Origin of the sequence: Pseudoflavonifractor sp. 524-17, from assembly GCF_009935845.1 — a bacterium.
In the GTDB taxonomy this organism is placed as follows: domain Bacteria; phylum Bacillota; class Clostridia; order Oscillospirales; family Oscillospiraceae; genus Pseudoflavonifractor_A.
Genome location: NZ_QWEK01000012.1, coordinates 116,251 through 141,159 on the forward strand (window position 1 = coordinate 116,251; position 24,909 = coordinate 141,159).

General features: G+C 58.2%; 35 protein-coding genes and 1 pseudogene. 31 read left to right on the plus strand and 5 right to left on the minus strand.

The window, feature by feature from the left end; translation table 11 throughout:
* Positions 1-16: 16 nt before the first annotated feature.
* Complete coding sequence (locus D1159_RS04640) at positions 17-799, minus strand: hypothetical protein (protein ID WP_161844515.1); 783 nt, start codon at positions 797-799, stop codon at positions 17-19.
* A gap of 115 nt (positions 800-914) precedes the next feature.
* Between D1159_RS04640 and D1159_RS04645 the strand changes: the two genes are divergently transcribed.
* From D1159_RS04645 to D1159_RS04675, 7 genes are all read left to right on the plus strand, one after another.
* On the plus strand, positions 915-1,091 hold the full coding sequence (locus D1159_RS04645) for a hypothetical protein (RefSeq protein ID WP_160583921.1): 177 nt from the start codon (positions 915-917) through the stop codon (positions 1,089-1,091).
* Positions 1,088-1,633 (plus strand): hypothetical protein, encoded by a 546-nt coding sequence (locus tag D1159_RS04650; RefSeq protein WP_160583919.1) that lies wholly within the window; start codon positions 1,088-1,090, stop codon positions 1,631-1,633. Before D1159_RS04645 ends, D1159_RS04650 begins: the two co-directional genes overlap by 4 nt.
* Positions 1,630-1,887, plus strand: a complete 258-nt coding sequence (locus D1159_RS04655; RefSeq protein ID WP_160583917.1) for a hypothetical protein — start codon at positions 1,630-1,632, stop codon at positions 1,885-1,887. Before D1159_RS04650 ends, D1159_RS04655 begins: the two co-directional genes overlap by 4 nt.
* A 15-nt stretch (positions 1,888-1,902) precedes the next feature.
* Positions 1,903-3,363, plus strand: coding sequence for a phage tail sheath family protein (locus tag D1159_RS04660; RefSeq protein WP_161844516.1), 1,461 nt, complete (start codon positions 1,903-1,905; stop codon positions 3,361-3,363).
* 13 nt (positions 3,364-3,376) lie between these two features.
* Entirely contained in the window at positions 3,377-3,892 is a 516-nt protein-coding gene (locus tag D1159_RS04665; protein ID WP_161844517.1) for a phage major tail tube protein, read from the plus strand.
* A 36-nt stretch (positions 3,893-3,928) separates the two neighbouring features.
* Entirely contained in the window at positions 3,929-4,327 is a 399-nt protein-coding gene (locus D1159_RS04670; protein WP_161844518.1) for a phage tail assembly protein, read from the plus strand.
* 144 nt (positions 4,328-4,471) lie between these two features.
* Positions 4,472-7,405: a phage tail tape measure protein gene (locus D1159_RS04675; RefSeq protein ID WP_161844519.1), complete on the plus strand. Its 2,934-nt coding sequence runs from the start codon at positions 4,472-4,474 to the stop codon at positions 7,403-7,405.
* A gap of 43 nt (positions 7,406-7,448) precedes the next feature.
* On the opposite strand, the gene D1159_RS04680 is transcribed toward D1159_RS04675, so the two are convergent.
* Together D1159_RS04680 and D1159_RS04685 are read right to left on the minus strand one after the other, a co-directional pair.
* Positions 7,449-7,850, minus strand: a complete 402-nt coding sequence (locus D1159_RS04680) for a type II toxin-antitoxin system HicB family antitoxin (RefSeq protein ID WP_161844520.1) — start codon at positions 7,848-7,850, stop codon at positions 7,449-7,451.
* A gap of 43 nt (positions 7,851-7,893) precedes the next feature.
* A complete protein-coding gene (locus tag D1159_RS04685; protein WP_161844521.1) occupies positions 7,894-8,076 on the minus strand; it encodes a type II toxin-antitoxin system HicA family toxin in 183 nt (60 codons plus the stop codon).
* A 98-nt stretch (positions 8,077-8,174) separates the two neighbouring features.
* On the opposite strand from D1159_RS04685, the gene D1159_RS04690 reads away from it, so the two are divergent.
* The 19 genes from D1159_RS04690 (at position 8,175) to D1159_RS04780 (ending at position 19,567) form a co-directional block, all read left to right on the plus strand.
* On the plus strand, positions 8,175-8,387 hold the full coding sequence (locus tag D1159_RS04690) for a tail protein X (protein ID WP_160583908.1): 213 nt from the start codon (positions 8,175-8,177) through the stop codon (positions 8,385-8,387).
* Positions 8,384-9,376, plus strand: coding sequence for a hypothetical protein (locus D1159_RS04695; protein WP_161844522.1), 993 nt, complete (start codon positions 8,384-8,386; stop codon positions 9,374-9,376). The genes D1159_RS04690 and D1159_RS04695 overlap by 4 nt, the downstream gene beginning before the upstream one ends.
* 15 nt (positions 9,377-9,391) lie before the next feature.
* Positions 9,392-9,802: a phage baseplate assembly protein V gene (locus tag D1159_RS04700; RefSeq protein WP_160583904.1), complete on the plus strand. Its 411-nt coding sequence runs from the start codon at positions 9,392-9,394 to the stop codon at positions 9,800-9,802.
* Between the two features lie 130 nt (positions 9,803-9,932).
* Complete coding sequence (locus D1159_RS04705; RefSeq protein ID WP_161844523.1) at positions 9,933-10,223, plus strand: PAAR domain-containing protein; 291 nt, start codon at positions 9,933-9,935, stop codon at positions 10,221-10,223.
* Between the two features lie 3 nt (positions 10,224-10,226).
* The gene (locus tag D1159_RS04710; RefSeq protein ID WP_243413931.1) at positions 10,227-10,619 is read left to right on the plus strand and encodes a phage tail protein; all 393 of its coding nucleotides are present in this window, start codon (positions 10,227-10,229) and stop codon (positions 10,617-10,619) included.
* The gene (locus D1159_RS04715) at positions 10,616-10,930 is read left to right on the plus strand and encodes a hypothetical protein (protein WP_161844524.1); all 315 of its coding nucleotides are present in this window, start codon (positions 10,616-10,618) and stop codon (positions 10,928-10,930) included. The genes D1159_RS04710 and D1159_RS04715 overlap by 4 nt, the downstream gene beginning before the upstream one ends.
* Positions 10,923-12,077 carry a baseplate J/gp47 family protein gene (locus D1159_RS04720; RefSeq protein ID WP_347563632.1) on the plus strand — a complete coding sequence of 385 codons (1,155 nt, stop codon included), beginning with the start codon at positions 10,923-10,925 and terminating at the stop codon, positions 12,075-12,077. The genes D1159_RS04715 and D1159_RS04720 overlap by 8 nt, the downstream gene beginning before the upstream one ends.
* Positions 12,070-12,807, plus strand: a complete 738-nt coding sequence (locus tag D1159_RS04725; protein ID WP_161844525.1) for a phage tail protein I — start codon at positions 12,070-12,072, stop codon at positions 12,805-12,807. Before D1159_RS04720 ends, D1159_RS04725 begins: the two co-directional genes overlap by 8 nt.
* A 15-nt stretch (positions 12,808-12,822) precedes the next feature.
* Positions 12,823-13,659 carry a hypothetical protein gene (locus D1159_RS04730; RefSeq protein WP_161844526.1) on the plus strand — a complete coding sequence of 279 codons (837 nt, stop codon included), beginning with the start codon at positions 12,823-12,825 and terminating at the stop codon, positions 13,657-13,659.
* Positions 13,660-13,674: 15 nt separating this feature from the next.
* Positions 13,675-14,571 carry a hypothetical protein gene (locus D1159_RS04735; RefSeq protein WP_161844527.1) on the plus strand — a complete coding sequence of 299 codons (897 nt, stop codon included), beginning with the start codon at positions 13,675-13,677 and terminating at the stop codon, positions 14,569-14,571.
* A gap of 60 nt (positions 14,572-14,631) precedes the next feature.
* Complete coding sequence (locus tag D1159_RS04740) at positions 14,632-15,057, plus strand: hypothetical protein (RefSeq protein WP_161844528.1); 426 nt, start codon at positions 14,632-14,634, stop codon at positions 15,055-15,057.
* 485 nt (positions 15,058-15,542) lie between these two features.
* Positions 15,543-16,751, plus strand: a complete 1,209-nt coding sequence (locus D1159_RS04745; RefSeq protein ID WP_161844529.1) for a reverse transcriptase domain-containing protein — start codon at positions 15,543-15,545, stop codon at positions 16,749-16,751.
* Between the two features lie 18 nt (positions 16,752-16,769).
* A complete protein-coding gene (locus D1159_RS04750; RefSeq protein ID WP_161844530.1) occupies positions 16,770-16,976 on the plus strand; it encodes a hypothetical protein in 207 nt (68 codons plus the stop codon).
* Entirely contained in the window at positions 16,945-17,157 is a 213-nt protein-coding gene (locus D1159_RS04755) for a hypothetical protein (RefSeq protein ID WP_161844531.1), read from the plus strand. Before D1159_RS04750 ends, D1159_RS04755 begins: the two co-directional genes overlap by 32 nt.
* The gene (locus D1159_RS04760; protein WP_161844532.1) at positions 17,154-17,489 is read left to right on the plus strand and encodes a hypothetical protein; all 336 of its coding nucleotides are present in this window, start codon (positions 17,154-17,156) and stop codon (positions 17,487-17,489) included. Before D1159_RS04755 ends, D1159_RS04760 begins: the two co-directional genes overlap by 4 nt.
* Positions 17,486-17,899 (plus strand): hypothetical protein, encoded by a 414-nt coding sequence (locus tag D1159_RS04765; protein ID WP_161844533.1) that lies wholly within the window; start codon positions 17,486-17,488, stop codon positions 17,897-17,899. Before D1159_RS04760 ends, D1159_RS04765 begins: the two co-directional genes overlap by 4 nt.
* Before the next feature lie 16 nt (positions 17,900-17,915).
* Positions 17,916-18,917, plus strand: a complete 1,002-nt coding sequence (locus D1159_RS04770; RefSeq protein ID WP_161844534.1) for a LysM peptidoglycan-binding domain-containing protein — start codon at positions 17,916-17,918, stop codon at positions 18,915-18,917.
* A gap of 21 nt (positions 18,918-18,938) precedes the next feature.
* Complete coding sequence (locus tag D1159_RS04775) at positions 18,939-19,274, plus strand: hypothetical protein (protein ID WP_161844535.1); 336 nt, start codon at positions 18,939-18,941, stop codon at positions 19,272-19,274.
* Positions 19,275-19,276: 2 nt separating this feature from the next.
* The gene (locus D1159_RS04780) at positions 19,277-19,567 is read left to right on the plus strand and encodes a hypothetical protein (RefSeq protein ID WP_161844536.1); all 291 of its coding nucleotides are present in this window, start codon (positions 19,277-19,279) and stop codon (positions 19,565-19,567) included.
* Between the two features lie 132 nt (positions 19,568-19,699).
* Here the strand turns inward: D1159_RS04780 and D1159_RS04785 are convergent, their stop codons facing one another.
* Entirely contained in the window at positions 19,700-19,879 is a 180-nt protein-coding gene (locus D1159_RS04785; RefSeq protein ID WP_161844537.1) for a hypothetical protein, read from the minus strand.
* 91 nt (positions 19,880-19,970) lie between these two features.
* The gene (locus tag D1159_RS19120) at positions 19,971-20,192 is read right to left on the minus strand and encodes a hypothetical protein (RefSeq protein ID WP_202620926.1); all 222 of its coding nucleotides are present in this window, start codon (positions 20,190-20,192) and stop codon (positions 19,971-19,973) included.
* 413 nt (positions 20,193-20,605) lie between these two features.
* Between D1159_RS19120 and D1159_RS04790 the strand changes: the two genes are divergently transcribed.
* The 5 genes and pseudogenes from D1159_RS04790 to D1159_RS04805 all read left to right on the plus strand — a co-directional run.
* The gene (locus D1159_RS04790; RefSeq protein WP_160583868.1) at positions 20,606-20,791 is read left to right on the plus strand and encodes an Arc family DNA-binding protein; all 186 of its coding nucleotides are present in this window, start codon (positions 20,606-20,608) and stop codon (positions 20,789-20,791) included.
* A 144-nt stretch (positions 20,792-20,935) separates the two neighbouring features.
* Complete coding sequence (locus D1159_RS19515; protein ID WP_160583866.1) at positions 20,936-21,178, plus strand: helix-turn-helix transcriptional regulator; 243 nt, start codon at positions 20,936-20,938, stop codon at positions 21,176-21,178.
* 53 nt (positions 21,179-21,231) lie between these two features.
* On the plus strand, positions 21,232-22,281 hold the full coding sequence (locus tag D1159_RS04795) for an IS30 family transposase (protein WP_160583864.1): 1,050 nt from the start codon (positions 21,232-21,234) through the stop codon (positions 22,279-22,281).
* Between the two features lie 286 nt (positions 22,282-22,567).
* Positions 22,568-23,740 carry a stage II sporulation protein P gene (locus D1159_RS04800; RefSeq protein ID WP_161844538.1) on the plus strand — a complete coding sequence of 391 codons (1,173 nt, stop codon included), beginning with the start codon at positions 22,568-22,570 and terminating at the stop codon, positions 23,738-23,740.
* Positions 23,741-24,572: 832 nt separating this feature from the next.
* Positions 24,573-24,890: pseudogene (locus D1159_RS04805) on the plus strand (adenylate/guanylate cyclase domain-containing protein); the annotation flags it as partial.
* Positions 24,891-24,909: the final 19 nt, after the last annotated feature.

The following is a 24,909-nucleotide window of genomic DNA, read 5'->3' on the forward strand; positions in this document are numbered from 1 at the left end:
GGGCCGCAAGTGCGGTTTAATTAGTCGCTGTAATTTTGCCGTCCTGCATAGCTGTAATTTGAATGTCAGCTATCCGGCTATCGCCAAGACTATTCACAAGGGCCTCCAAGGTTTCAATATCGGCAGCATTGTCTGTCAGCAAAGAAACAGAATAGCCGGGGCCATCCTCCATAAAGTCAACCGTACAGGAATAAAAACCGCCATATTGATTATCCAGTAGATTTTCAACACCGTCCTGAATTTCATACAGTTCTTCAAAAGAAACGTACTTATAGCCAATAGGAGTATCGTCTGCCCAGGTTTCCGGCATAACGGCACCAACTTTGTCCGAAAAAGTGGCGGTTTTAATGTCAATCATACCGTAATCAATTTGGACGAACCAAGCGCCGGGCGTGACGTGGAGACCGGAGCCATCATCAAGGACAATCCCAACCCAATTTAAGCCGCTACCGTCGCATTTGTTTTGACAAAATTCTGTAAGCTGTTCGCCGGTCACGGTGGCCATGTCGGTTTTTGAAATCTCGATATAGCCCCATTCCCCGATTTTTTCAGTGCCAAAACCATTCATTACATCGGCAATATGTAGTTCCGTCTCCATGAGCGGGTTTACAGCGGTAGGCGCGGGGGTATCAGGCGGCGTGGAGTTGTCCGGGGTGGAGGTATTCGGCGGTTGATCACTATTTCCCTTTTGATCTACGCTATTTCCGCCTAAATAGGAAATAGCGCCAAGGATAAGGACAACCGCCAGAATGATGGGCCACTTTTTCCGTTTGGGTTTTCCATTTTCGCTCTTTTTCATTTTCGTTTTCCTTTCTTCGCTGGATATACCAGCGATATGCTGATTATTTCCACAAAATGATTATAAGCGGCAAAAAGTCACAAGTCAAGAGGCCGCAGAAAGGATTGGGGATTTTATGACTGAATACAGCAATATTTACCGCAGCGAAGACGGAACTGAGGTGGAGATCAAGATGAAAACCGGGTGCAAGACCGCTAACGATATGCGGAAATCTTTAGGGTTTATGGCCCAATGTTCCCACCAATTCTATCTGGAGGCGGCGGAAAAGTTCAGGGAGGAAACCGGGACGTGACACAAGAATTTTTGCAGGACGCCGTGGTGGCGGACCTGGAACAGCTTTTCCAGGGGGAAACCCTGAAAAATTCCGCAGGTGAGGATCGGCGGATCCGGGTATACCCCCAGGACCTGCCGATCCGAGCGGGGGCGGACATTGAACCGGACCCGGAACCCGTGGAGGAGGACCCGGAGGAGGAACAGCTGGAGGACCAGCCCACGGCGGAAACCGAGCCGGAGGACGTGCCGGAGCCTTATGTGATCGTCCGGGTGCCTGGCGGGGAACTGCCGGCCCAGGACACCCGCCAGCAGGTGGAGGTCATTCTGGTGGTGTGCGTCTATGACCCGGATCCGGGACGCCAGGGTTTCCGGGACGCGCTCCACATCGTCAACACCATTATGACCCACTACGGCAAAAACGGCATAGTGGGCCGGCGGTATGAGGTGCAATACCCCATAAAGTGGGTGACACAAGAGGAGGACACCCACCCCTATTATTTCGCCGGTGTGGCGCTGAACCTGGCCGCGCCGGCCATCTTCAAGGAGGTGCCAGAAACATGAGCAAAGACCCCAAAAAGACCGCCCAGGCCGCTGGCCCGGTGGTCTACTGCGGCCCCACCATCCCCGGCGTGGCCGTACAGTTCACGACCTACACCAACGGGGTGCCCACCGCGCTGGAGGAGGCCACAAAGGAAAACCCGGTCCTGGGCGGCCTGGTGGTCCCCCTGGAGCAGCTGCCGGAGGTCCGGCGCCAGTTCCACACCGGGGCCGGGCGCTATTACACCCTGTACCGCAAGGCCCAGGGGAACGGCTAAAGGAGGGAGAACAAAATGGCGTATTTTCACGGCGTATACAACAGCGAGATCGACACCAGCCTGACCGCCCCCATTCAGGGCAGCGCGGGCCTGCAGGTGATTTTCGGCACCGCCCCCATTCACCTGTCCAGAGATCCGGCGGCGGCGGTAAACAAGCCCATGCTGTGCTACTCTTTCGCGGAGTGCCAGCAGAATGTGGGGTATTCCGACAACTTCAAGGACTTTACCCTGTGCCAGAGCATTGACGCCTGTTTCCGCGTGTTCAATGTGGCGCCCATTATCCTGGTGAACGTGCTGGATCCCGGCAAGGCCAGCCACACCACCGTGAACGCGGCGGAGGACTGCCCCGTGGCGGACGGCCAGGTGGTTTATAAAAAGCCCTATGTCTTGCTGGACACCCTGGAGGTCAAGAACGGGGACGCCGCCCTGGTGGCGGAGAGTGACTATATTGCCGCCCACGACAATGACGGCAACGTGTTGATCACCATTCTGGCCCAGGCGGCAAAGGAGGCGGCCACGCTGTCCGTGGCGTCCAAGAGCCTGAACCCCGCCGGCGTGACCCGTGCGGACGTGGTGGGCGGAGTGGACGCCATGACGGGCCAGGAAACGGGCATGGAACTGATCCGCCACATCTACCCCAAACTGGGCATGGTGCCGGGCCTGCTGCTGGCCCCCGGCTGGAGCGGGGACGCGGTGGTGGCGGCGGCGCTCCAGGCGAAAACCGAGGCCATCAACGGCGTTTTCGTCTGCAACTGTCTGCTGGATATTCCCACGGACGGGGAGAACGGGGCCGCCGTCTACACGGACGCCAAGGTGGCAAAGGAGAAAATGGGGGCCAGTTCCAACCACGCCATGGCCCTGTGGCCCATGGTGGCGGTGGGGGATAAGATTTACCACTATTCCGCCATGTTCGGCGCCCTGACCGCCTACACGGACGCCACCAATGCCGACGTGCCCTATGAAAGCCCGTCCAATAAGGACCTGCGGATCACCGCCACGGTGCTGGCGGACGGCACCGAGGTGGTCCTGGACCAGCAGCAGGCCAACGATATGCTGAACGCCAACGGGATCACCACCGCCATCAATATGAACGGTTTCAAATCCTGGGGGAACAAGACGGCGGCCTATCCCTCCACCACGGATCCCAAGGATATGTGGTTTTCTGTCCGGCGTTTTTTCGACTGGGACGGAAACAACTTTATCCGCACATATTTCCAGAAAGTGGACAAGCCGGGCAACAAGCGGCTGATCCGGTCCATCGTGGACAGCCAGAACATTGTGGGCAACGGATATGTGGCCCGCGACTACTGCGCCGGCTACCGGCTGGAGTTCCTGGAGAGCGAGAACCCGGCCACAAACCTGATCAACGGCCACCTGACCGTCCACACCCACATGGCCCCCTATATTCCGACGGAGTATTTGGAGAATATCCGGGAGTTCGACGTGGCGGCGCTGACGGCAGCCCTGACCGCGTAAACGGGAGGTAAACATGAAAACTATTCCGACCAAGATCAATAAATACAACGTATACAACCAGGGAAACCGCCTGCTGGGCACGGGGGATGAAGTCACCCTGCCCAGTTTCGAGGCGTCCAGCGAAACGGTGAGCGGCGCGGGCGTCCTGGGCGAGTTCGACGATCCCACCGTGGGCTATTTCTCCAACATGGAACTGGAGATCCCGTTCCGGGTGCTGGACCAGGAGGCCGTGGACATGCTGGACCAGACCAAGGCGGTCCAGCTGGAACTGCGGGGCGCCCAGCAGACCACGGACGAAAACGGGGACATTGAGTTCCGGCCCATGCGCGTGGTGGTCCGTGGCCGTATGGCGGGGTTTGACCCAGGCAAGGTCAAGGCAGGCAACGGCATGGAAACCAGCGTAAAGTTGACGATCATTTATATCCTGATCGAACTGGAGGACCAGCCCATGGTGGAACTGGGAAAGACAACCGAGACTTTCAAGATCCGGGGCGTGGACGTTCTGGCAAAGGTCAAGGAAATGTGCTAAACCGCCAGCGGCGGAAATAGAAAGGAGTTTTTCACAATGGAAAAGGACAAGATCGGGGCCGCCGAGCGGGCGGACATGGAGGCCATGGAGGCGCAGGCAAGGGCCGAGGGCGGAGAGGACACCGAGCCGGAGGACCTGGTGCTGCGGTTTGGCAAGCCCTATAAATTCGGCGGCCAGGAATACACCGAGGTGGACCTGTCCGGCCTGGAGGACGTGACGGCGGGTGTGCTGGAGAACGTGGGCAAGATCGCGGCCAAGAAAAACCCCGGCATGAACCCGGCCCTGCAGGAAATGTCCCTGACGTTCTGCACCTACCTAGCCCAGCGGGTGGCCAAGCTGCCCCTGGAGTTCTTCACCGGCCTGCCGGCCAAGGAGGCAATCAAGCTGAAAACCCTGGTTACAAATTTTCTGTACGGCGGGGATGGGGAGGACTAACACCAGAGGCGATCCGCAAGGGCTGTGTGGCCCTGTCCCTACAGTTACATAGCAGCCAGGAGTTTTTCCTATCCCTGCAGGTGGACGACCTGAACGAATATGCGGAAACGGTCAAAGCCATTTGGGAGGAGGCGAAACGCCGCAATGGCAAAAAGTAAAGTTTATGAACTGGCCATAAAGATCAACGGCAAATTGGACAGTTCCCTGAAAAAAGCCTGTGCGGCGGCAGCGCAAAACCTGGAAACGGTGGGAAATGCGGCAAAAACCGCCGGCAAAGTGGTGGCAGGCGCGTCCGCCGCTATCGTGGGAGCAACTGCCACCATGGGAGCCGCCGCCGTAAATGCGGCGGCGGAATACCAGACCCAACTTGCCAATATCTCAACCCTGCTGACCGGAACAGAGGCAGAGGTGGCCGCCCGCACAGCGGAGATCGGGGATCAAATTCTGAAAGTTTCCGACAAAACAGGAGTGGCCAGCGACAACCTGACGGACGGAATGTATCAGGTCATTTCCGCATTTGGGGACAGCGCAGACGCGGCCAGTATTCTGGAAACCGCCGCAAAATCGGCGGCAGCTGGAAACGCCACCACGGCGGACAGTATTAACCTGCTGTCCGCCGTGACAAAGGGCTATGGTGACACATCGGCGGCAGCTGTCCAAAAGGCGGCTGATCTATCTTTCGCCACTGTGCGGCTGGGGCAAACCTCTTTCCCGGAACTGGCCGCCTCCATGGGAAAAGTGATACCGCTGGCCGGAACCCTGGGGCTGGAACAGGAACAGCTTTTCGGCGCCATGGCCACCCTGACCGGCGTAACGGGATCCACGGCGGAGGTGGTCACCCAGTTAAAGGCCACCATGCAAGGGTTTTTGTCACCGTCCAAAAATATGCAGGCCGCCCTTGCCTCTATGGGCTATGAGAGCGGCCAGGCGTTGCTTGAAAGCAAAGGCTTACAGGGGGCGCTTGACGCATTAAAGGACAGCGTACATGGGGACGAACTGGCATTTGCGGGACTGTTTTCGTCCGTGGAGGCACAAACCGCCGTGCTGGCCATGGCGGGCACACAGTCCGAAAATTTGGCCAGCAAGACAGCGGAAATGTATGAGGCCGCAGGGGCGGCAGACACGGCTTTTCAGCGGCAGACCAACACCCTGAAATATACGGTCCAAACTGTCAAAAACCTGGGTAAAAATTTCCTGACACAGATAGGGACCAATATACTGCCGTATGTCAATGATCTGGCGGAGGCCGCCCTGCCAAAAGTGCAAAACGCACTGGAGAACGCAGGGGACTATGTAGAAAAATCCATCATACCAACGGCGGAAAAGGCCGTGAAATGGATCGGAGAAAACAAAACGGCGATCCTTACCGTTGCAAGCGCCGCTGTAACCGCCGTGGGAGCCTTTAAGGGCCTGCAGGTGGCAACTGCCGCCGTGGGTGCGGTGAAAAATCTGTCCACCATTTTCAAGGCGGCGTCCGGCGGAGGGAAAATACTAAATGCGGTATTGAGTATGGGCGGTGTAAAGCTGGCCATAATTGCCGGAATAATCGCAGCGGTGGCGGCGGGTTTCGTCCTGCTGTGGAACAAAAGCGAGAAATTCCGGGAAACCGTCATGGTCCTGTGGGGCCAGCTGCAAGCCCTGGGCGGTGCCCTGGCCGATATGGCGGGCGCTATATGGGCAAAGGCCGCCCCTCTGCTGGAAATGCTGGGAAATGCCCTGCTGAACGGCCTGGAGCGGGCGGTGGACCTGCTGGCCCCCGTGGCCGGGAATATCCTGGGCATATTTACCGGAATAGCCGATTTTATCACCGGCGTGTTTACGGGCGACTGGGACAAAGCCCTGCAGGGCCTCCAAAATATTTTTGGAAATGCGCTGTCCGGGCTGGGCAACCTGGCCGTGGCCGGATTTACCGCCATTCTGGAGATCGGCACCTCCATCTGGCCCGCCATTGATAACGCAGTACAGGCGGGGATCGCCGCCATTTCCAGCCGTTTCCCGGTGCTGGGCGCTGTTCTGGGGTCCCTGTGGGCCACTGTTCAAAAAGTGTGGTCCAATATCCAGGTGATCCTCCAGAACGCGATCCAGTTTGTCCAAAATGTTTTTGCGGGCAACTGGTCCGGCGCCTGGCAGAACATAGTCAACATTTTCGGCGCGATTTTCGGCACCGTGACCACCATAGCCATGGCACCGCTGAATATGCTGGCCAACGGGGTGCAGGCCGCCATCAATTCCGTGGCCGCATTCCTGTCTGAAAAGTTCCCATTCCTGGGCGCCCTCTTTTCCGGCTGGGCCGCCAGTATTTCCGCCGCCATTGAGAACATAAAGGCCATTTTCAGCGGAATTATTGATTTTGTCCAGAATGTATTTTCTGGCAACTGGTCCGCAGCGTGGCAGAACATCGTGGATATTTTCGGAAACCTGTTCGGCATGATCGTCAATCTGGCAAAAGCCCCCATTAACGGGGTTATTTCCGCCATCAACTTTGTGCTGGAGAAGATCAACGGCATTTCTGTCACGATACCGGACTGGGTGCCGGGTGTGGGCGGGACCACCATGGGCTTTAACATTCCCACCATTCCGCAGCTGGCCACCGGCGGCATTGTCACCGCCCCCACCATCCTGGAGGCGGGCGAGGGCGGCGAGGCGGAGGCGATCCTGCCCCTGTCCAAGCTGGCCGCCATGCTCCAGAGCGTGGCCAACGCGCCGGAGATCCCGGACATGGGGAACCGGGAGGACGGCCAGGAGGAGGCGCCCCTGGCCCAGCTGGCCAAAATGCTGGACGACTGGACCAAGAACAAAAAACCGGATCCGCATGGGCCGGGCCAGGGCGGCGGTGGCCGGGATCTCCCGGACCCGCCGCGCCCAGGAGGAAACGACGCCCCGCCCCCGGCGGGCGGACAGAACCCGCCGGGCGGCGTGGACACGATCACCTTTGCCCCCGTGTTCAACTTCTACGGGGGAGTTACCAAAGAGGAGGCCGTGGAGGCCGGGAAAGTGAGTTTTGCGGAGTTCAAGCGCCTGTATAACCAGATGAAAGCGGAGGAGCGCCGCAAGAGTTTGAGCGCGTCCACGCGGTAAGGAAAAGCGCCGCCCCTTTTACGGGGCGGCGCCGGGAGGAAATTTAGGTGGCAGCTTGATAAAGGGCAGTCAATCCATCGGTGAGCACTTTAGAAAAATTGATGTGCCGCGCCTCCGCAAAGGTATTCAGCCATGCGGGGATCGTGCAGTTTTTACGCACAGCGGTATTACCGTATTTTTCGGCATAGGCGTCCATATCCAGGGAAACGAGGCTGACAAGCCCGCCGGCGTCCGCGCGAATATCTTCCATGGCGCTGGCCGCTGGCGCGGGCCTCCCCTCCTCCAGTTCATCAAGGACCCAACCACTGGCGGCGTCCTGGGCCATTAAAACGGCGTCGGCAAGGGTGGCGCCCTCTGTGACACAGCCGGGAAGATCGGGAACCTCTACGGTGTAGCCGTCGCCATCTTCCCACGGGGAAAAGATAGCAGGATATACAAGTTTCACAGAAATACCTCCATTCGGTCTATATTGCCCCGGAGGGCGGGGCTTATTTCAGCCCCGCCTGTTTCCGGATTGTTTCAATCGTTTTCGGGTGAATATCACCTTTGTGCTGTGGAATTGTGACTTTTCCGGGTTTTGTCGGATGTTTGAAATGTTTGTGCGAACCTTTTGTGTTGTGGTAATACCAGCCGTCTGCCTTGACTTCTTTTTCTATTTCCTGTGCAGTCATAGTGTTTCCTCCCTATGCCATCATTATACGCATAATGCGCACATAAGTCAAGACAAAGTTATAAAAAGTAATAAAAAGTTTTTAAGGAGGAGCGGACCATGGCAGGCACATATACCACCCGGCAGGGGGACGCCTGGGACGCTATCGCCCACCGGGTTTATGGCAGCGTGAAATATACCGGCTGGCTGATGGAGAACAACCACCCCCACCTGGACACGTTCCGGTTTCGGGCCGGGGTGGTCCTCCAGACGCCGGACCCGCCGGCGGACAGTCTGGCGGATAATATGCCGATATGGAGGACCGAGGCATGAGGACACGGCGGGCGTATGTGGATCTGATCTGGAACGGCGCGGCTGTGTCCGGGAAAATGAGCGGCTACCAAAAGGACGTGACCTATACAGACCCGGCCAGCGGAGAGGCGGACAGCATAGACGTTTCGATCCATGACCGGGGCGGGACGTGGATCGGCCCCTGGTTTCCTGAAACCGGGGACACCCTGGCGGCCACCATCAAGGCCATGGACTGGGCCGGACCGGGTGACACCCGGATCCTGCCCTGCGGGTCCTTTGTGCTGGACAACTTCAATTTTTCCGGCTGGCCCATAGCGGGCACCATTTCCGGCGTGTCCGTCCCGGCGGACAGTTCTTTCCGGGAAACCGAGCGGAGCAAAACCTGGGAAAATGTCACCGTGGAGGAGATCGGAAAGGAGATCGCGGGCCGGGCGGGCGTGTCCCTGTCCTATGACGTGGAGGGCGGCCCCATTCAGATCAAGACCATAGAGCAATCCGAGCGGACAGACTGCGATTTTTACATGGAACTGTGCAGCACCTACGGTCTGGCCATGAAAGTCTATTCTAAAAAAATCGTGGTATTTGACCGGGAGGCATACAAGGCCAAAGGGCCGTCGGCCACCATCACCCCGGACATGATCCAGTCCTGGAACTGGGACCGGAAACTGGCCGGCACCTACACCGGCGGGGAGTACACATACACGGACCCCGGCACCGAGGAGGAAATAAAGGTCAACGTGGGAGAGGGTCCCCGGATCCTGAAAGTTTCCGGCAAGGCGGACAACAAAGCCGACGCGGAGCGCAAGATCAAGGCGGCGGTGGCCAACGCCAACCATGGCGCCAGCAAAATGTCCGTGACCATCATGGGCACTGCCTCCCTGGTGGCCTCCCAATGCGTGGCCATGGTGGGCCTGGGGAAACTGTCCGGGAAATATTACATTGACCAGATCACCCACCACATCGGCGGCAGCGGCTACACCATGGACCTGGACCTGTCCCTGGTGGAATGAGGAGAGGAGGCGCACATGGGAAACGAGATCCGGCTGGGCAAGGTTTCAGCCGTGGACCACCCCGCCGGCATGGTGCGGGTGGTGTACCACGAAAAAGACGACGACGTGACCCGCATGATCCCCATTCTGTCCACGGTTTTTTCCGGGGTTTACAGTATGCCGGAGGTGGGGGATCAGGTTTTGGTCCTCCATCTGTCCAATGGCACCGAGGCCGGGGTGGTCCTGGGCCGCCCCTGGAGCGAAAAGACCAAGCCCCCGGAGGGGGCGGAAAAGCTGTACCGCCTGGACATGGACCGCGCCCCCGGCGTGGCCATGGTCCGCTATGACGGCAAGGCCAAGGACCTGACGATCCACTGTGACGGGACCCTGAACATTACGGCGGGCGGCGCCATCACCATCAACGGGAAAACCATTGACCTGAACTAACGGGGTCCCCACGCAAGCCCAGCGCCAGCGGGTTGCGTGGGGAGAGGAGGCGCAAGGGAGCGGTGCGAGGAATGGCCGCAGGCCGTTCCGAGTATAGCGGACTTTGCAACGACGAAAGGAGGCGGAGGCCATGCCGGCAGCAACACGCAAAGGGGACCAATGCACCGGACACGACGCCTGCCCACCTGTTCCCCTGGTGGAGCATAGCCCGGACGTGAACATAAACGGGCGGGGCGCTGGCCGAGTGGGGGACCACTACGCCACCCACGGCTGTGTCGCACACCACGGACACCAGGACGTGATCGCCGCCGGGAGTTCCACGGTATTCATTAACAAAAAGCCCGCCGCCAGGATCGGGGACGCCGTTTCCATCGGCGGGACAGTCAAGGACGGCAGCGGAAATGTGAGGATAGGGGGGTAAGCTGTGGCCATTGGATCGCTGGGCGGGATCGTCTTTCAGGTGAGCGACAGCGCCGTTTTGACCTTTAAGGGAATGACCCGCGAGGTTTCCAGCCGGTGGGTGGAGCATGAGGTCATGGGCGTAAAGCCGAAACCGGAATTTTTAGGGGCAGGCAATCAAAAGATCACCCTGCCCATTACCCTGTCCGCCGGCCTGGGCGTCAAACCCCGCAAAATGCTGGAACTGGTGGAGCGCATGGTGGAGAGCGGCGACGCGGAATATTTGATCATAAAGGGCAGGCCGGTGGGCCGCCACCCGTTCCGCCTGACCGCCTCCAGTGAAACATGGGGGGATATGTACGGCCACGGCGAACTGGCCAAGGCAAACCTGACCATTACCCTGGAGGAATACACATGACACACGGGACCAACTTGCAGCTGTACGACTTCAAACTGGAATACACGTTCCAGGACAACGCCCTGGCGGAACTGGACCGGCAGCTGGCCCTGCTGCTGTCCACCCAGGTGGGCACCATGCCGCTGGATCGGGAGTTTGGGATCCAACTGAACTATGTGGACAAGCCCCCGGAGGTGGTAAAAAGCCTATACACGGCGGAGGTAACAAAAAAGGTCCCGCAGTTCATTCCGTGGGTGCGGGTCTATGAAGTTACATGGAATTATGGAGAACAAGGGCACATCAAGCCAAAGGTGGTGATCACCCGTGCCTGAAATTTCGGTAGTGAAGAACCTGCCGGACGTTAGTTTCATTGACGGGGCAACGGTGGAGGATATACGCGGGGAAATGGTGGCGGACTATGAGGCATTTATGTCCCAGGCCACCGGGCGCCCGCTGACCCTGGACCGGGCAAGCCCCCACCGTATGGAGTTATACGCGGCGGCGGCGCAAATCTACCACGCCATGCAGTACATTGACCGAGCGGGCAAGCAGAACCTTTTGAAATACAGCTATTCCGATTTTCTGGACCACCTGGCGGCCTTTAAGGGCCTAACCCGCGAACCGGCGGCAGCGGCAACCACCACCCTGCGCTTTACTCTTTCGGCGGCGCGGGGAGCGGTCACGGGGATCCCGGTGGGCACCAGGGCAGCGGTGCCGGACTGGTCCGTGTACTTCGCAACCACCCAATACATGGAGATCCCGGCGGGGGCCATGTCGGTGGACGTGCCCGCGTCCTGTACTGTGACCGGCCCCGTGGGGGACAGCCTGGCCGTGGGAAAATTGTCCATACTGGTGGACCCGATCCCCTACATGGCCAGCGTGTCCAATATCACCGTGACCGCAGGCGGCGCGGAAATAGAGAGCGACGACCACCTGGCGGAGCGGGTTTACCTGTTCCCCGGATCCTACTCCACCGCAGGACCGGAGGCGAATTATAAATACCACGCGAAAAAGTACAGCGTGAACGTGGGGGACGTGGTGGTGGTCAGCGAACAGGCGGCGGGCACCGTGGACATTTATTTCCTTATGGCAGACGGGACAACGCCGCCGGAGGAGATGATCACCGGCCTGGAGAACTACCTGCGGGACAACAATATTAGACCAATGACGGACTTGGTGCGGGTGGCCGCACCGGCGGAGGTGGAATACTCCATTGACCTGACCTATTACATCAACCGGAGCGACAGCAACCGGGCCGTGGACATTCAGACCGCCGTGGCCGCCGCCGTGGGCAAATATGCCGCATGGCAGCGGGCCATAGGGCGGGACATTAACCCCTCCAAGCTGGGGGAAATGGTCATGGCGGCGGGGGCCAAGCGGGTGGAAATGACCGCCCCCGCCCACCAGATCGTGGGTGCCAAGTCCGTGGCGGTCCTGACCGGCCAGGCCGTCCAATATGGAGGGCTGGAGGATGATTGACCTACGGGGCAGCCGTTTCACCGACATTATGCCGGAGAACCTGGCCAGTCAACTGGAAACCCAGGCTTTTGCCTATGCCCTGGGGCGGCAGATCGAAAAGCTGTGCGCCTACGCGGACGGGGTGCATATTTACGCCGCCGTGGCCTCCATGCCGGAGAAGATCCTGGACGTGCTGGCGGTGGAATTGCAGACACCAGCCTATAATCAGAAATTTTCCATTGAGGTCAAGCGGGCGCTGGTGGAGGGAACCCTGGCATTTTACGCACACATGGGAACCCCGGCGGCGTGTAACCGGATCATAGAAATCATTTTCGGGGCCGGTTACATAGAGGAGTGGTACGACTACGACGGGGATCCGCACCATTTTCGCGCCTGTGTAGGGCAGAACGGCGGGCAGATCAACCCGGAGGACCTGGAGGAGTTCCGGCGGGTCCTGGGGAGCGTCAAGCGCCTTTCCAGCTGGCTGGACGGCGTGATCACCCTTTCCGCCTTTGAGGCGGAGATCCTGAACTTTATCAGCAGAATGGGGCGCGGGTATATGTCCACGCCACTGCCGGAGGTGAAAAAGGAATATCCGCTGACAGCAGAAATTCAAATAGGCGGCGCTTTTGATACATTTACCGCCACCACTTTGCCGGAGGCGGCGACAGAATACGGAATGAACGCCAACGCATACGCCGCCGGTATTTTCGGGACAATCACCGCCACCGCTATGCCGGAGGCAGGGTAAAAGGAGGAAAAAACCATGTTTTACGGCTTTGTAATCACAGAGGCCGGAAACCGTCTGCTGGCCAAAATGGTGGCGGGGCAAACGCTGGAATTGTCCGGCGTGATCATGGAAAAGGGAACGGCGGACAGCGCGGACGCGGCCAGAAAGCTGACTGCCCCCATTGATCCAGGTCCTGCCGGAACCAGCACCGTGCCCACGGTAAAGGACAGCACGGCCACCATGACGGTGGAATACCGCAGCGACTTAAACGGTGGCCTTGCCGTGGGTTTCTGGATCGGCGGCTTTGCCATCTATGCCAGGGACCCGGACACGCGGGAAAATGTCATGGTCTACTATGGCTCCCTGGGCGACGCAAAGCAGTATGTGAGCGCCTACACCCAGGGCATGGCCCCGGACGTGCGCCGCTATCAGGTGTCCATAACTGTGACCGCAGGCGTGGAGGTTTCGTTGGGCTATCCGGCAGAGGCGTGGATGACTGCCCAGGACGTGGCGGAATATTGTACCGCTGCCGTCATGCCGCAAATTTACGGACAAATTGCTGGGGAAATCCTGACCGGGCGGGTTTATTCGCCGCTGGCAGACAGGGCCGGGGAGGAGATCGTAACCAGGGACGGCGCCGGAATATCCGTATATAGGAAGGAACCCGAAAACCGCCAGAAATGCAGCTGCGGAGCAGAAACCGCCCTGCTGTTCCAACTGGCCAACGATATTCGGGCGGACTACACCCGCCGCCTCCAGGCGCTTACCAATGCCATCATGTCCGGCAGTCTGGCCACACCGCTGGCGGGGAGAAATGGGGCGGTCATTACAACCAGGGACAGCGCGGAAATTTCCGCTGTCAAAATACTTTAACGGGAGGAAAAGACAATGAGTTTGAAAACAAACGAATTGCAGAAAATCACTGGTCTGCAGGGGACGGACACGATCCTGGTGGACACAGACGCAAAGGGGACGGGGCGGGCGCCGTTTGACGCGGCAACCGAGTTTTTCAAGGAAACCTTTCTGGCCGGCGGGGTCCCCTATGGCAAGGAACTGACCGACAGCTGGGCAAACCTGCGGGCGCGTATTCTGGCCGGTGACATGGCCGGGATCCATATCGGTGACTATAAGACCATCACCCTGACTACCGGCGAGGTGGTGATCATGGAGGTGGCCGGAATTGACCACTATTACAAGTGCGGCTATCCCACCATGATCGGCCATCATGTTGACTTTATTTCCCGTGACTGTCTGGCGGGTACGAAGGTGTTCAACGACACCGCCACCAACAACGGAACCGCAGCCGAACCCAATCCGTGGCGGGCCTCCAAGCTGTTCCATACCTTGAACGATGAAACGGTAGGCGTATACGCGGCCCTGCCTGCTGACCTGAAACCCTGCATTGTGGAAAAAATCGCCCTGTTGGAGCATCGTTTTTCTGCGGCTGGGGCGTTGGAAAGCGATACCGGCTGGGACTGGAACACCATGGGCAAACTGTGGGTGCCCACCGAGGTGGAGGTATTCGGTAACACGTTCTGGTCTGACGGTGACGCGGGATGGACCGGCGGCGGTGGCTGCAACCTTCAGTACCCTATTTTCTACGGCGGGGCAAAGCACATCATCAAGGGCGCGGGCAACGGTGGTGGCCGCTGCGCCTGGTGGGAGGCGTCCGCGCGGCGTCAGTCCGCCACTCGCGTGTGCGTTGTCGGCTACGGCGGCGACGCCGGCCACACCGTGGCCACGGACGGCGGCGTTTACGCGCCCCTGTGCTTCCGTATCGGTTAATCAGGGCCATCCCGCCCCCATGTGGGGCGGGATGGAGAGAACGGAAAGAAGGGCAGGTAAATGAGCGTACTAAAAAATAAACGCAGCGAGAGCCAACTGGAATTTTACCACACGGCCACGCTGATCCGGGCGGAATTGACCCGGTTTGTAATGAATGAAAAAATCGTGCCAAAGCGGTGGCGGCCTGTGTTCACGTTTCCCATGGTGGAGAAGATTATAAAATTGATCGACTACATTACGGCGGCAAATACCATATATCCGCAAAATTTACGGGAGGCGGAAAGACGGCGCGACTATCAGACACAGGCCATTATAACCGTGGAGCAAATTCTCCAGCTTTTGCAGTACATACTCACAACCCTGCCAGTCAACCCCGATAAATTCCAGCCGGTAACGGAACTGCTGATCAAAGAGGGATCCCTGCTGCGAGGCTGGAGGAAATCAGACAATAAATTCATAGCAAAATTCAAGGATCAAACACCTTGATTTTTGTATTGGTTATGCGCTGATAAACCGTCGTCGTGGTGGCCGCTGCAACTGGTGGGAGGCGTCCGCGCAACGTCAGTCCGCCACTAACGTGTGCATTGTCAACAACAACGGCAACGCCAACAACAACGTGGCCACGAACGGCGGCATTTACGCGCCCCTGTGATTCCAATACAGCCCGTTTCCTGCGGGCTGGGCCAGACCGAGTAAACGCCAGAAATGGCGGTGAAAGCCGTGCCTGATTTTCAAAAATCAATTTTTATTTGGAAGGAGCGCATAACCATCCCGCAAGGGTAAATTTGGGCCTTGATATGATCGGGCGGACGCTTTTGTGCATGGCTGGCGTGTCTGTGTGTATCACGCCAGTTTCATGCCCGGTATCATTACGCGGCTATTTCGGAAAGACACACCCACCGCGCCGGGAGTGGCGAACCGGCGGGGCGGGACTGCCGTACAAGGTCCACAAACCAAAAGGAGACATTTGCATGACTTCACTGGAGAGGCGCCGGGAGGCCAGATACCAGAGGCGGAAAGCTGCCAGAGAGGAAAAGAAGTGGAAACGATACGCCGAAAATGACCGGATGGAAAACATATCCCGGTATAAGTCGCTATACCGGGGCAACCAGAAATCTATGCGGAATGTCAGCTGGAAAACCAGCGTCCAGAGGTATCAAATGAACCTGCTGCGGAACATGGAGGAAACGAACCAGAAGCTGGAGGCTGGGGAGAACATCACAAAGGGCTTTGTGGAGTTCGACACCATAGAGCGCGGGAAACTGCGGCATATTCGCAGCGTCCACTATTCGGAAAGGGTGGTACAACGGAGCACCTGCGACAATGCCCTGGTGCCCATGCTGGGCCGTGGCCTGATTTATGATAATGGTGCCTGCCTGGAGGGCAAGGGCGTGGACCGGAGCATGGACCGCCTGACCGCGCACCTGCAGCAGTTTTACAGGGCTAACGGTTTCAGTAATGACGGCTGGGCAGTGGTATTCGATTTTTCGGGATATTTTGACAATATCCTGCACCGGGAATGTTTCAACGTCTATTCAAAAGCATTTCGGGACCACCGGATCCTGCGGCTTTTGAAAGATTTTGTAATTCCCTTTGGCTATCCGACAGCAACAACGAACTGGCAAAGGGTAAAACGGCAGGACGCGGAACAGTACACCGGGAAAAGCCTGGGGCTAGGCAGTCAAATTTCACAGATCACGGCGGTGAGTTATCCCAATAGCCTGGATCATTTCATTAAGCAGGTTTTGCGTGTGCGCTGGTATGCCAGATATATGGACGACGGCTATATGTTATTTTGGACAAAGAAAGAGGCAAAGGAGGCGGTGGGGCTTGTAATTTCATTTTGCGAACCCCTGGGCATTTCAGTCAATCAGAGGAAAACCAGGATCGTCCCGATCCGGCATGGTTTCAAATTTCTGAAAGCAAAGCACCGGCTGACAGAAACGGGAAAGGTTGAGCGGAGAATGTGCCGGGAGAGTATCACAAGACAACGGCGGCGGTTAAAAAAGTTTGCCGCAAAAGTGGCAGCTGGAGAAATGACCGCAGAGGGCGCGGCGGCAGCATACGGGTCATGGAAGGGCTACGCCCTGCACCGGGGTGGCAGAAAAGCCGTCCAGAGCATGGACAAGCTATTCCGTGAACTGTTTGGGGCGGCGGCGCCAAGGTGCAAACTACAATAATTTTTGGAGGCAGCGAAAATGGAAAATCAGAACATGAGGATCAACCGTGAGCAGATGATCGCCAAGGTGATCAATACCAGGTACAGCGTGGACGACCAGATCGCGATCCTGCGCCAGAGGGACGCCAAGCCGGAGGAATACCAGGCGTTTTTCGACTTTGCAGAGCAGGTCAAAAAGGACGTGTCGGCGGAATATGCCGCTATGGATGGCGGTGACGGTGAATAATGCCAAGCTGATCATGGATCTGTGCGCCATTATTGACCAGCAGAATGTGATCATACAGGCCCAGGCCATGGAATTGGCACAACATGACGCGCTGACTCGTGCGGAGGAGATCGCCACCCTGCAGCATAAATACGCGGAGGCTATCGACGGCCCCGCTGAAAATTGGAGGTGTGAGGTGTGAACGCGGAGGAAATGGCGGTCAAGCTGGTGGAGGTAGACGCCCGGAGTAAATCCAACACCCACCGGCTGGATGAAATGGACGAAAAGGTGGACACCCTGAACCGGCTGGCCACCGCCGTGGAGGTCATGGCCACGGAGCAGCGGCACCAGACCGAAACCATGGCGGAGATCAAAACCGACGTGACCGCCCTGGGGACAAAGGTGGACGCCATCGAAAAGAAACCGGGCAAGCGGTGGGACGGCATGGTGGAAAAGCTGTTTTACGGCGTGCTGGGGGTGCTGGCCGCCGCCCTGGGCGCTGGGCTGATCCACCTGCTGACGGCAGCGGCATGACCAAAACTGTGGTGGTGGCCGCACTGGCCATGGCCGCAGGGACCGCCATGGGTTTCCTGCTGTGTCATGTCATAGCGCCGCGCCTGTATCGTGCCCGCCGCCTCCAGAGGGACGACGGCGGGCGCCGGGAAAAGGTGGGCGTCATGGACAAGGTGCTGATCCTGGAGGCTGTGACCCTGGTAGCCTATACCGTGGCGGACCTGGCCGTGTTCTGGCACACCGGCGCGGAGCCGTCCGCGCTGACCGCCTGCGTGTTCGGCGTCTGCGGCCTGGAAAACGGCGTCATGGGCTGGATAAAGACCAACAAAGACAAGGCGGCGGAGGCCGCCAAAACGGGCCGGAGCGGGTGCCAGGGCGCCCCGGCGGAACCGCCCACCGAGCGGGAGGAACCCCCGGACGTGGGCCTGTAAAGGGAGGCAAACACAAATGACAGAAAACCAACTGCGCCAGAAAGTGGTGGACATTATCAACGCATGGATCGGAGCCACCAAAGGCAGCGCCAAACACCTGGATCTTTTGGAGGTCTACAACAATTACAGGCCCCTGGCACGGGGCTATAAGGTCCAGGTGAAAGACGCCTATTGCGCCGCTACGGTCAGCGCGGCATATATCCGGGCCGGGATCGCGGAGTACACCGGGACCGAGTGCGGCGTGGAAAAATACACGCTGGTGGCCAAAAAGCTGGGCATATGGGTGGAGAACGACGCCCACACGCCCAAGATCGGGGACGCCTGCGTGTATGACTGGCAGGACAACGGCGTGGGCGATTGCACCGGAGCCGGGGACCATATCGGGATCGTGTCCAAGGTTTCCGCCGGGTCCTTTGTGGTGACAGAGGGTAACATGAGCGGCGGCAAGGTGGGCACCCGGACCATGGCCATAAATGGCCGCTACATACGCGGGTTTATTTGCCCGGATTTTGCGGCGATTGCCAAAAAGCTGGGCGGGACCACCACCGGCACCACGACGCCCACCACGGGGGCCTCCAGCGTGGTCCAGGGCACCGCCCACACCGTTGCGGCGGGTGACACACTGGGCAAGATCGCGGCCAAATATGGCACCACTGTGGACGCCCTGGCAGCCATCAACGGGATCCAAAACAAGAACCTGATCCGGGTGGGCCAGGTGGTCTATTTGACAGAGGCGGCGGCAGCTGTGGGCAAGCTGGCCCGGCTGGGTGTGATCAATTCCCCGGACTACTGGAACACCGCCGCCGCGTCCGGCAAGGTCAAATATCTGGACCGCCTGCTGATCCAGGCGGCGGAGAAGATCACAAAGGCCGGGACCCGGACCACCACCCCGGAGGCCGGCGTGGCCGCCCTGGTGGCCGCTGGCGTGATTAACACGCCGGACTATTGGCTGGCCAACTATCGCACATTCCCCAGCCTGGACGCGCTGCTGTGCGCCCTGGGCGGGGCTGTGAAATAAAATCTTTTGGAGGACATGAACATGGAAACCATTCTGCAGAACATTCCCGGCGTCCTTTCGGCCATCCTGCTGGCGGTGCTGATCCTTATGGTGATCACCAACATCATTGTGGAGGTGGTCAAGAAACTGACCTGGGACAAGGTGCCCACCAACCTGCTGGCCTTTATCGTGGCCATGGCCGTGACCCTGCTGGCGTTTTTCGCCGTGTGCCGGATCATGGCCGTCCCCGTTGTCTGGTACATGGTGGCCGCCGCCATCGGCCTGGGCTTTTTCGTGGCCTTTGCGGCCATGTTTGGGTGGGATAAATTCCGGCAAATGCTGGAGCAGATCACCCGCCTGGAGAACCGGGGGAAATAGATATGGAGGGTAGCAAGGAAGAAAGAATAAGACCCATTACAAATATCAGCGTTAAACGGGCAGTATATGAAACCACTATGCGGGAGTTTTACCGCAGGATAGAGACGGAGCGGAAAGACCGGATCGAAAGGACCGGGGATCCATCTTATACGGAATTTGAGGCCCTGCTGCCCTGGCTGGTAAGTTTTCTGTTGCCAGAAAAAAAGTGCCGGGCCGTAATGGAGTACGACCCGGCGGCAGATAGGATTAAGTTCTTCCAAGAGGAAAGGGGCGGAAAAGATGAAAGAAAATAATTTTGCCAAAGAAATGCGGGAAGAATGTGAACGGAAAAAGACCGCAGCCCGGCGGATATTGGAAATATCCGCCGAACTGCGGTTGACGTGGGCAGACTTCGAGGAGGTCCTGGGGATTGTCAGGAGATCCGCCTATCTGTCGAACACGTCAGCCGGGACTATCTCCTGAAAATATTCCCAGGCCGTTTCAAAAGCGCCATAAACTTTTTCGCCGTGTTCTGCGATACTGTGTAGCTGCTGATCGTCAAAACGGCGGAGACATTCCTGGGAGTATGCAAGAGACAAGTCATAAATCAAACGTTCCCGATCCAATTTTATCACCCCCTTTCCCGCCAAAATTCTACCACATGGCGGCAGCGGGGGCAACAGCGAGGCCCCCGGCAATTGCCGGGGGCCTTTTGCGTCATGCTGTGCGGCTGGCCCGGAACGTGGGGGCCATGCTGTACCGGTCCGGCTGGATCCATTCGCCATCCTGGTCAACGTGGACCATGGAGCGGCGGGACCGGCCCAGGTAGTTATAAGAAACGGTTTTCGCTGTGCGCCCGGTGACCTGAATGGTAAAAATGCAATCATAATCACCAATGCTGCGGGTTTTGTATTCCTTGCCAACTTCAAACTGTGCCATTTTCGTTTGCCCCCTTGTTTTTTTCGCCTTACTTTGTTATTATGGGGGCGGGCCGGTGTAAGGCTACCGGCCTGCCCTTGTGGCGGATAGCGGCTTACCTTTGACCGGGGGAGCCGCTATCCTTTTTTATTCGCCCATGATCCGCTTAACGCTTTCGCGGAGTTCTTCGAGCGTTTCGCATTTAGCGATAAGTTCCAGAACCGCACGGAGCAGGGCCATTGTGGTGTTCATTTCGTCCATGTCCTCACTTCCTTTCGTAAAGGGCTGTACCCTTGCCTTACAATAAGAATTATACTACATGATTGCATGAATATCTATTGACAGAATCCACAAACATGATTGCATGAACTTTGTGTAAAATGTTCATGGTTTCATGTATGGAAATGTGGTATAGTAATGGCGAGGTGATAAACATGGCAACAAAAGCGCATTTAGAGGGGAACAAGCGGTATCTTGAAAAACTGGACCATTACACCATCCGCTTTCCAGGGGGGGCAAAAGAAAAAATAATGCAACACGCAAAGGAGAGCGGAAAGAGCCTAAACGCCTATATAATCGGGCTGATCGAGGCGGACATGGGCAAACTGTCCGAGGAGTAAAGAAAAGGGGCCGGGACACTTTCGGCCCAGCCTTCAGAGCCGAAACAACAAAATTTTTGATTGCTGGATATTCCAACGGGCCGGAAAACGGAACCGTGGTAATATTAAGAAAAATTTTGATTATTTCGGCGGCTGGAGGCGACTATGAGGGCATACACATTTCACGGGAAAAGGAATATTTGCGGTGATCGCATAAGACTGGCCCGCCTGGCGAAACGCTTTTCACAGTCTGATTTATGCAGACAATTACAACTGATCGGGATCCCGATGGAGCGGGACAGCATAAGCAGGATCGAGAGCGGCAGCAGGTATGTGGCAGATTATGAAGTGACCACCATAGCGGATATTTTGGAGGTTTCCGTGTTGTGGCTGCTGGGGAGAGAGTGAAACCGGCGTGGTATTGCACCGCGCCGGTTTTGTCATACCACAAGGAGGCTGCTATGAATTACAAAGGATATAAACATATCAGGTGGGAGCAACGGCTGAAAATAGAGGGCGCCCTGCGGACCGGGGCAAAACCGGCGGCGATTGCGCAGGAATTAGGGGTATGCAAGAAAACGATCTATAATGAGATTGCGCGGGGAATGTGCGTTCAGCAAACCAGCGAATACGAATTTGTGGAAAGATACTGCGCGGACGTGGCGGAGCGGAAATACCAGGAAAATTTGAGGGCCAAGGGGCCGGACGTTAAGCTGGGGAAAGATTTTGCTTTTGTGGAGTACATTGAGGACCAGATCATAAATAAAAAGCGGTCCCCCGGTGCGGCCTTGGCACAGATCCAGATCGACGGGAAAAAATTTGATACAGAAATCTGTGAAACCACCCTTTACAACTGGATTTATCGGGGGGACATTTTCCTGAACTTGACCGAGGCGGATCTGCTGTATAAAGGGGAGCGGCGGAACGAGGGGCGGAAAGCGGGCGACAATAACCGGGCCAGACCGGCCAAGGGGGACACCATTGAACAGCGCCCGGAGGAGATCAACAGCCGGGAAACTTTCGGAAACTGGGAAATGGACAGTGTTATGGGGTGCAAGGGTAGCAAGGCGGCCCTGGTGGTGCTGACCGAGCGGCTGACCCGTTACCCCGTGATCGTCCGGGTGCCTGATCATACCATGGAAAGCGTGGTCCGGGCGCTGGACCGCATGGAGCGCCGCATGGGGGCAAAGTTCCGGGAGGTTTTCCGCTCCATCACCGTGGATAATGGGTGCGAGTTCCAGGACTGCGAGGGGATGGAGCGATCCAAGCGGGCCAGGAAACCGCGCACAAAGATTTTTTATTGCCACCCATATTCTGCCTATGAGCGGGGCAGCAACGAAAACATGAACCGGATCATAAGGCGGTTTTTTCCAAAGGGGACCAACTTCGACAATGTGAGCGCGGCGGAGGTGGCGGAGGTGGAGGAGTGGCTGGCAAACTATCCGCGCCGGATCCTGGGGTGGAAAACGCCGCAAATGCTTTATGACGAATACATGACCGTGGCGGCCTGACCAGCTGAACACGGAAAAACGACCAGGCCGGAAACGCCCAGGGGCGCCGGCCAATTCTTTGCGCCATTTTTGCACCGACAGCGCCGTGGAGGCGCGAAAAACGGGGATCCCACCTGGAGCGGGACCCCCGTTTTTAGGGCTATTAAAAACTTTTTATAATTTTTTGTAATTTAGTCTTGACATTTTGCCCAAGCCCAAAGTATAAATTCCCCTCATATCCCCCCGGCCCCGCGCATATGGTATCCCAGAGGCTGAAAACACGGAAGAGAAAGAGGGCGAATCTAAGATGAGACAACCACCCATTCAATGGGGGCGGGTTCTGCGGCGGACCGCCGCCTGCTTCATGGCCGCCACGGCGGCGGGGACGCTGCTGCTGGGGGCGGAAAACGGGCTGTCCGCCGGGGCGCTCCAGGCGCTTTGCAGCCCCGGCTTTGCCGCCGCGGCCCTGGGGGCGGAGCTGGGCCCCCTGGGGGGCGGGGTGATGGATGAGCTGGACTTCTGGCAGCGGCTGGTGGTGGAGCAGTCCCCCCTGCTGCGGTACGGGTCTGTTCCGGAACAGGTCCAGGAGAGCGCCTCCCCCGCTCCCCCGGCGTCCGCACCGCCCCAGACCGCCGCCCCCGCCCCCACGCCGGACCCGGAGGACGGGGAGCTGCCGGCCCTCACCGCCCCGCCGGAGGACATTGTGGAGCGCACGCTGGTGCCCGCCACCACCCAGGGCTACGCCTATGACAACGGACTGTATCTCTACAACCGCACCAGCCTGCCAGTGGATCTGGCCGCGGCCCAGGCCGCCGGGGTGTCCTTCACCCTGCCGGCGGCGGAGGAGGGCCCTCAAATTCTGATCATCCACACCCACACCACCGAGGCGTACACGCCCGCCGGGACGGATACTTACACCCCCAGCGACAACAACTCCCGCACCCTGGACGAACACCAGAATATGCTGCGCATCGGCGACGAGATGGAGCAGGTTTTTGGCGAGATGGGCCTGTCGGTGGTCCACGACCGGGCGCTGTACGACTACCCCAGCTATAACGGGGCCTACCGCCGCTCCGGCCAGGCCATTCAGGCGTATCTGGAAAAATACCCCTCCCTGCGCATTGTGCTGGACGTCCACCGGGACGCCCTGATAGGAGGGGACGGCACCGTCTATAAGACCGTCACCCAGGTGGACGGGGGCAAGGCGGCGCAGGTCATGCTGGTGCTGGGCAGCGGCGACGGCCACCCGGACTGGGCGGAAAACCTGGCCCTGGCGGTGCGGATCCAAAAGAGTCTGGACACCCTCTACCCCACCCTGGCCCGGCCCATGACGCTGCGGGGCTCTGTGTACAACCAGAACCTGAGCCCGGGGGCCTTGCTGGTGGAGGTGGGCAGCCACGGCAACACGCTTCAGGAGGCGCTGGCGGGGGCCCGCTGCTTTGCCCGGGCGGCGGGGCAGGTATTTTTAAGTCTGAAGTAAAGGATATCTGCGGCAAAGACAACACGGCGCGGCAGTTTGCCGCGCCGTGTTGTAAAAATTTTCTTGAAACTTGTAGAAGACTGTGGTATAGTAGGGATACGAGACAAATAGAAAGGCAGGGCGAGAGGCGTGACAACCACCTCTCGTCCCTATGCGGGAGAAACACCCTCCCACACAACAGCATTGCTGCGCCAGCCCTATTATATCTGAAATGAAGCCCCTTTACAAGGGGGCGATTGAGATTTTGGGGTTTGTGTCTGAATAAATGCGGTGTGGGTTGGACTGAGGTACATCCCTGCACCGCCTTTGTTTGTCTCGGCGGGAAACCCTGGGGGTGGGTGATTCAGATCTCAACACCTGTGAAATTTTCTTCACCTCCTTTAACGATCCACCACCCCCAGGCAGAACCGCTGAGAAAACAGCAGAAGAGGGGGACGAACAGGAACGTCCCAATCCTCACAGCCGTCTGAGGACGGCACGGCAGCCCCGGCGTACCATCCAAGCCAGAATTGGCATCCAACGGATGGCGCGCCGGGGCTGTTCCGCGCAAAGCGGAGCCGTTCCGCCGGCGTGAAAAAACCAACAAGGAGGTAGGAGTGTCCCTCTCCGCCGAGCGCAACTATAACCGGCTGCTGGAAAAGATTCTCCTCCTCCCACGCGGTTTTACAACAATGGATCATGCTGTATCATAAGGGCCATAGAGATGGGGGGCGCCCCTGCCTCAGGAGGATTACATCATGCAGGCGGTCAAAGCGGCGGCGGACATGGTGGAGGGCTCCAAAGCGCTCTCCGAGGAGCTGATGGCCCGGTTTGGCCGCACCGTGCCGGCGTCCATGTGGGAGAGGCGGTTGTGGGGAACATCGGCTCCCCCCAGCGTATGGACTACACCGCCATCGGCGACACGGTGGACACCTCCGCCCGCCTGGAGGCCAACGCCCCCGGCGGCACCATCTACATCTCCCGGGCGGTAGCGGACACCCTGGAGGGCCGCATCCGCGCCACCTCCCTGGGGGATACCGTCAAGCTCAAGGGCAAGAAGGAGGGCTTTGAGATCCTCACCATGGATGAGATTCTGCACTGCCCGGCGGTTGGGCTGCCCCTTCCGGCAATGCGAGGGGGACACTTTCTTCTGAAAGTGTCCCCCTACTAAAATATTGCTTTTTTACGCA

Excerpts from the sequence above, each read along its gene's own strand:
- D1159_RS04640 (WP_161844515.1), bottom strand. The coding sequence starts at position 799 with ATGAAAAAGAGCGAAAATGGAAAACCCAAACGGAAAAAGTGGCCCATC.
- D1159_RS04645 (WP_160583921.1), top strand. The coding sequence starts at position 915 with ATGACTGAATACAGCAATATTTACCGCAGCGAAGACGGAACTGAGGTG.
- D1159_RS04655 (WP_160583917.1), top strand. The coding sequence starts at position 1,630 with ATGAGCAAAGACCCCAAAAAGACCGCCCAGGCCGCTGGCCCGGTGGTC.
- D1159_RS04660 (WP_161844516.1), top strand. The coding sequence starts at position 1,903 with ATGGCGTATTTTCACGGCGTATACAACAGCGAGATCGACACCAGCCTG.
- D1159_RS04665 (WP_161844517.1), top strand. The coding sequence starts at position 3,377 with ATGAAAACTATTCCGACCAAGATCAATAAATACAACGTATACAACCAG.
- D1159_RS04670 (WP_161844518.1), top strand. The coding sequence starts at position 3,929 with ATGGAAAAGGACAAGATCGGGGCCGCCGAGCGGGCGGACATGGAGGCC.
- D1159_RS04675 (WP_161844519.1), top strand. The coding sequence starts at position 4,472 with ATGGCAAAAAGTAAAGTTTATGAACTGGCCATAAAGATCAACGGCAAA.
- D1159_RS04685 (WP_161844521.1), bottom strand. The coding sequence starts at position 8,076 with ATGACTGCACAGGAAATAGAAAAAGAAGTCAAGGCAGACGGCTGGTAT.
- D1159_RS04690 (WP_160583908.1), top strand. The coding sequence starts at position 8,175 with ATGGCAGGCACATATACCACCCGGCAGGGGGACGCCTGGGACGCTATC.
- D1159_RS04695 (WP_161844522.1), top strand. The coding sequence starts at position 8,384 with ATGAGGACACGGCGGGCGTATGTGGATCTGATCTGGAACGGCGCGGCT.
- D1159_RS04700 (WP_160583904.1), top strand. The coding sequence starts at position 9,392 with ATGGGAAACGAGATCCGGCTGGGCAAGGTTTCAGCCGTGGACCACCCC.
- D1159_RS04705 (WP_161844523.1), top strand. The coding sequence starts at position 9,933 with ATGCCGGCAGCAACACGCAAAGGGGACCAATGCACCGGACACGACGCC.
- D1159_RS04715 (WP_161844524.1), top strand. The coding sequence starts at position 10,616 with ATGACACACGGGACCAACTTGCAGCTGTACGACTTCAAACTGGAATAC.
- D1159_RS04725 (WP_161844525.1), top strand. The coding sequence starts at position 12,070 with ATGATTGACCTACGGGGCAGCCGTTTCACCGACATTATGCCGGAGAAC.
- D1159_RS04730 (WP_161844526.1), top strand. The coding sequence starts at position 12,823 with ATGTTTTACGGCTTTGTAATCACAGAGGCCGGAAACCGTCTGCTGGCC.
- D1159_RS04735 (WP_161844527.1), top strand. The coding sequence starts at position 13,675 with ATGAGTTTGAAAACAAACGAATTGCAGAAAATCACTGGTCTGCAGGGG.
- D1159_RS04740 (WP_161844528.1), top strand. The coding sequence starts at position 14,632 with ATGAGCGTACTAAAAAATAAACGCAGCGAGAGCCAACTGGAATTTTAC.
- D1159_RS04745 (WP_161844529.1), top strand. The coding sequence starts at position 15,543 with ATGACTTCACTGGAGAGGCGCCGGGAGGCCAGATACCAGAGGCGGAAA.
- D1159_RS04750 (WP_161844530.1), top strand. The coding sequence starts at position 16,770 with ATGGAAAATCAGAACATGAGGATCAACCGTGAGCAGATGATCGCCAAG.
- D1159_RS04755 (WP_161844531.1), top strand. The coding sequence starts at position 16,945 with ATGCCGCTATGGATGGCGGTGACGGTGAATAATGCCAAGCTGATCATG.
- D1159_RS04765 (WP_161844533.1), top strand. The coding sequence starts at position 17,486 with ATGACCAAAACTGTGGTGGTGGCCGCACTGGCCATGGCCGCAGGGACC.
- D1159_RS04770 (WP_161844534.1), top strand. The coding sequence starts at position 17,916 with ATGACAGAAAACCAACTGCGCCAGAAAGTGGTGGACATTATCAACGCA.
- D1159_RS04775 (WP_161844535.1), top strand. The coding sequence starts at position 18,939 with ATGGAAACCATTCTGCAGAACATTCCCGGCGTCCTTTCGGCCATCCTG.
- D1159_RS04780 (WP_161844536.1), top strand. The coding sequence starts at position 19,277 with ATGGAGGGTAGCAAGGAAGAAAGAATAAGACCCATTACAAATATCAGC.
- D1159_RS19120 (WP_202620926.1), bottom strand. The coding sequence starts at position 20,192 with ATGGCACAGTTTGAAGTTGGCAAGGAATACAAAACCCGCAGCATTGGT.
- D1159_RS04790 (WP_160583868.1), top strand. The coding sequence starts at position 20,606 with ATGGCAACAAAAGCGCATTTAGAGGGGAACAAGCGGTATCTTGAAAAA.
- D1159_RS19515 (WP_160583866.1), top strand. The coding sequence starts at position 20,936 with ATGAGGGCATACACATTTCACGGGAAAAGGAATATTTGCGGTGATCGC.
- D1159_RS04795 (WP_160583864.1), top strand. The coding sequence starts at position 21,232 with ATGAATTACAAAGGATATAAACATATCAGGTGGGAGCAACGGCTGAAA.
- D1159_RS04800 (WP_161844538.1), top strand. The coding sequence starts at position 22,568 with ATGAGACAACCACCCATTCAATGGGGGCGGGTTCTGCGGCGGACCGCC.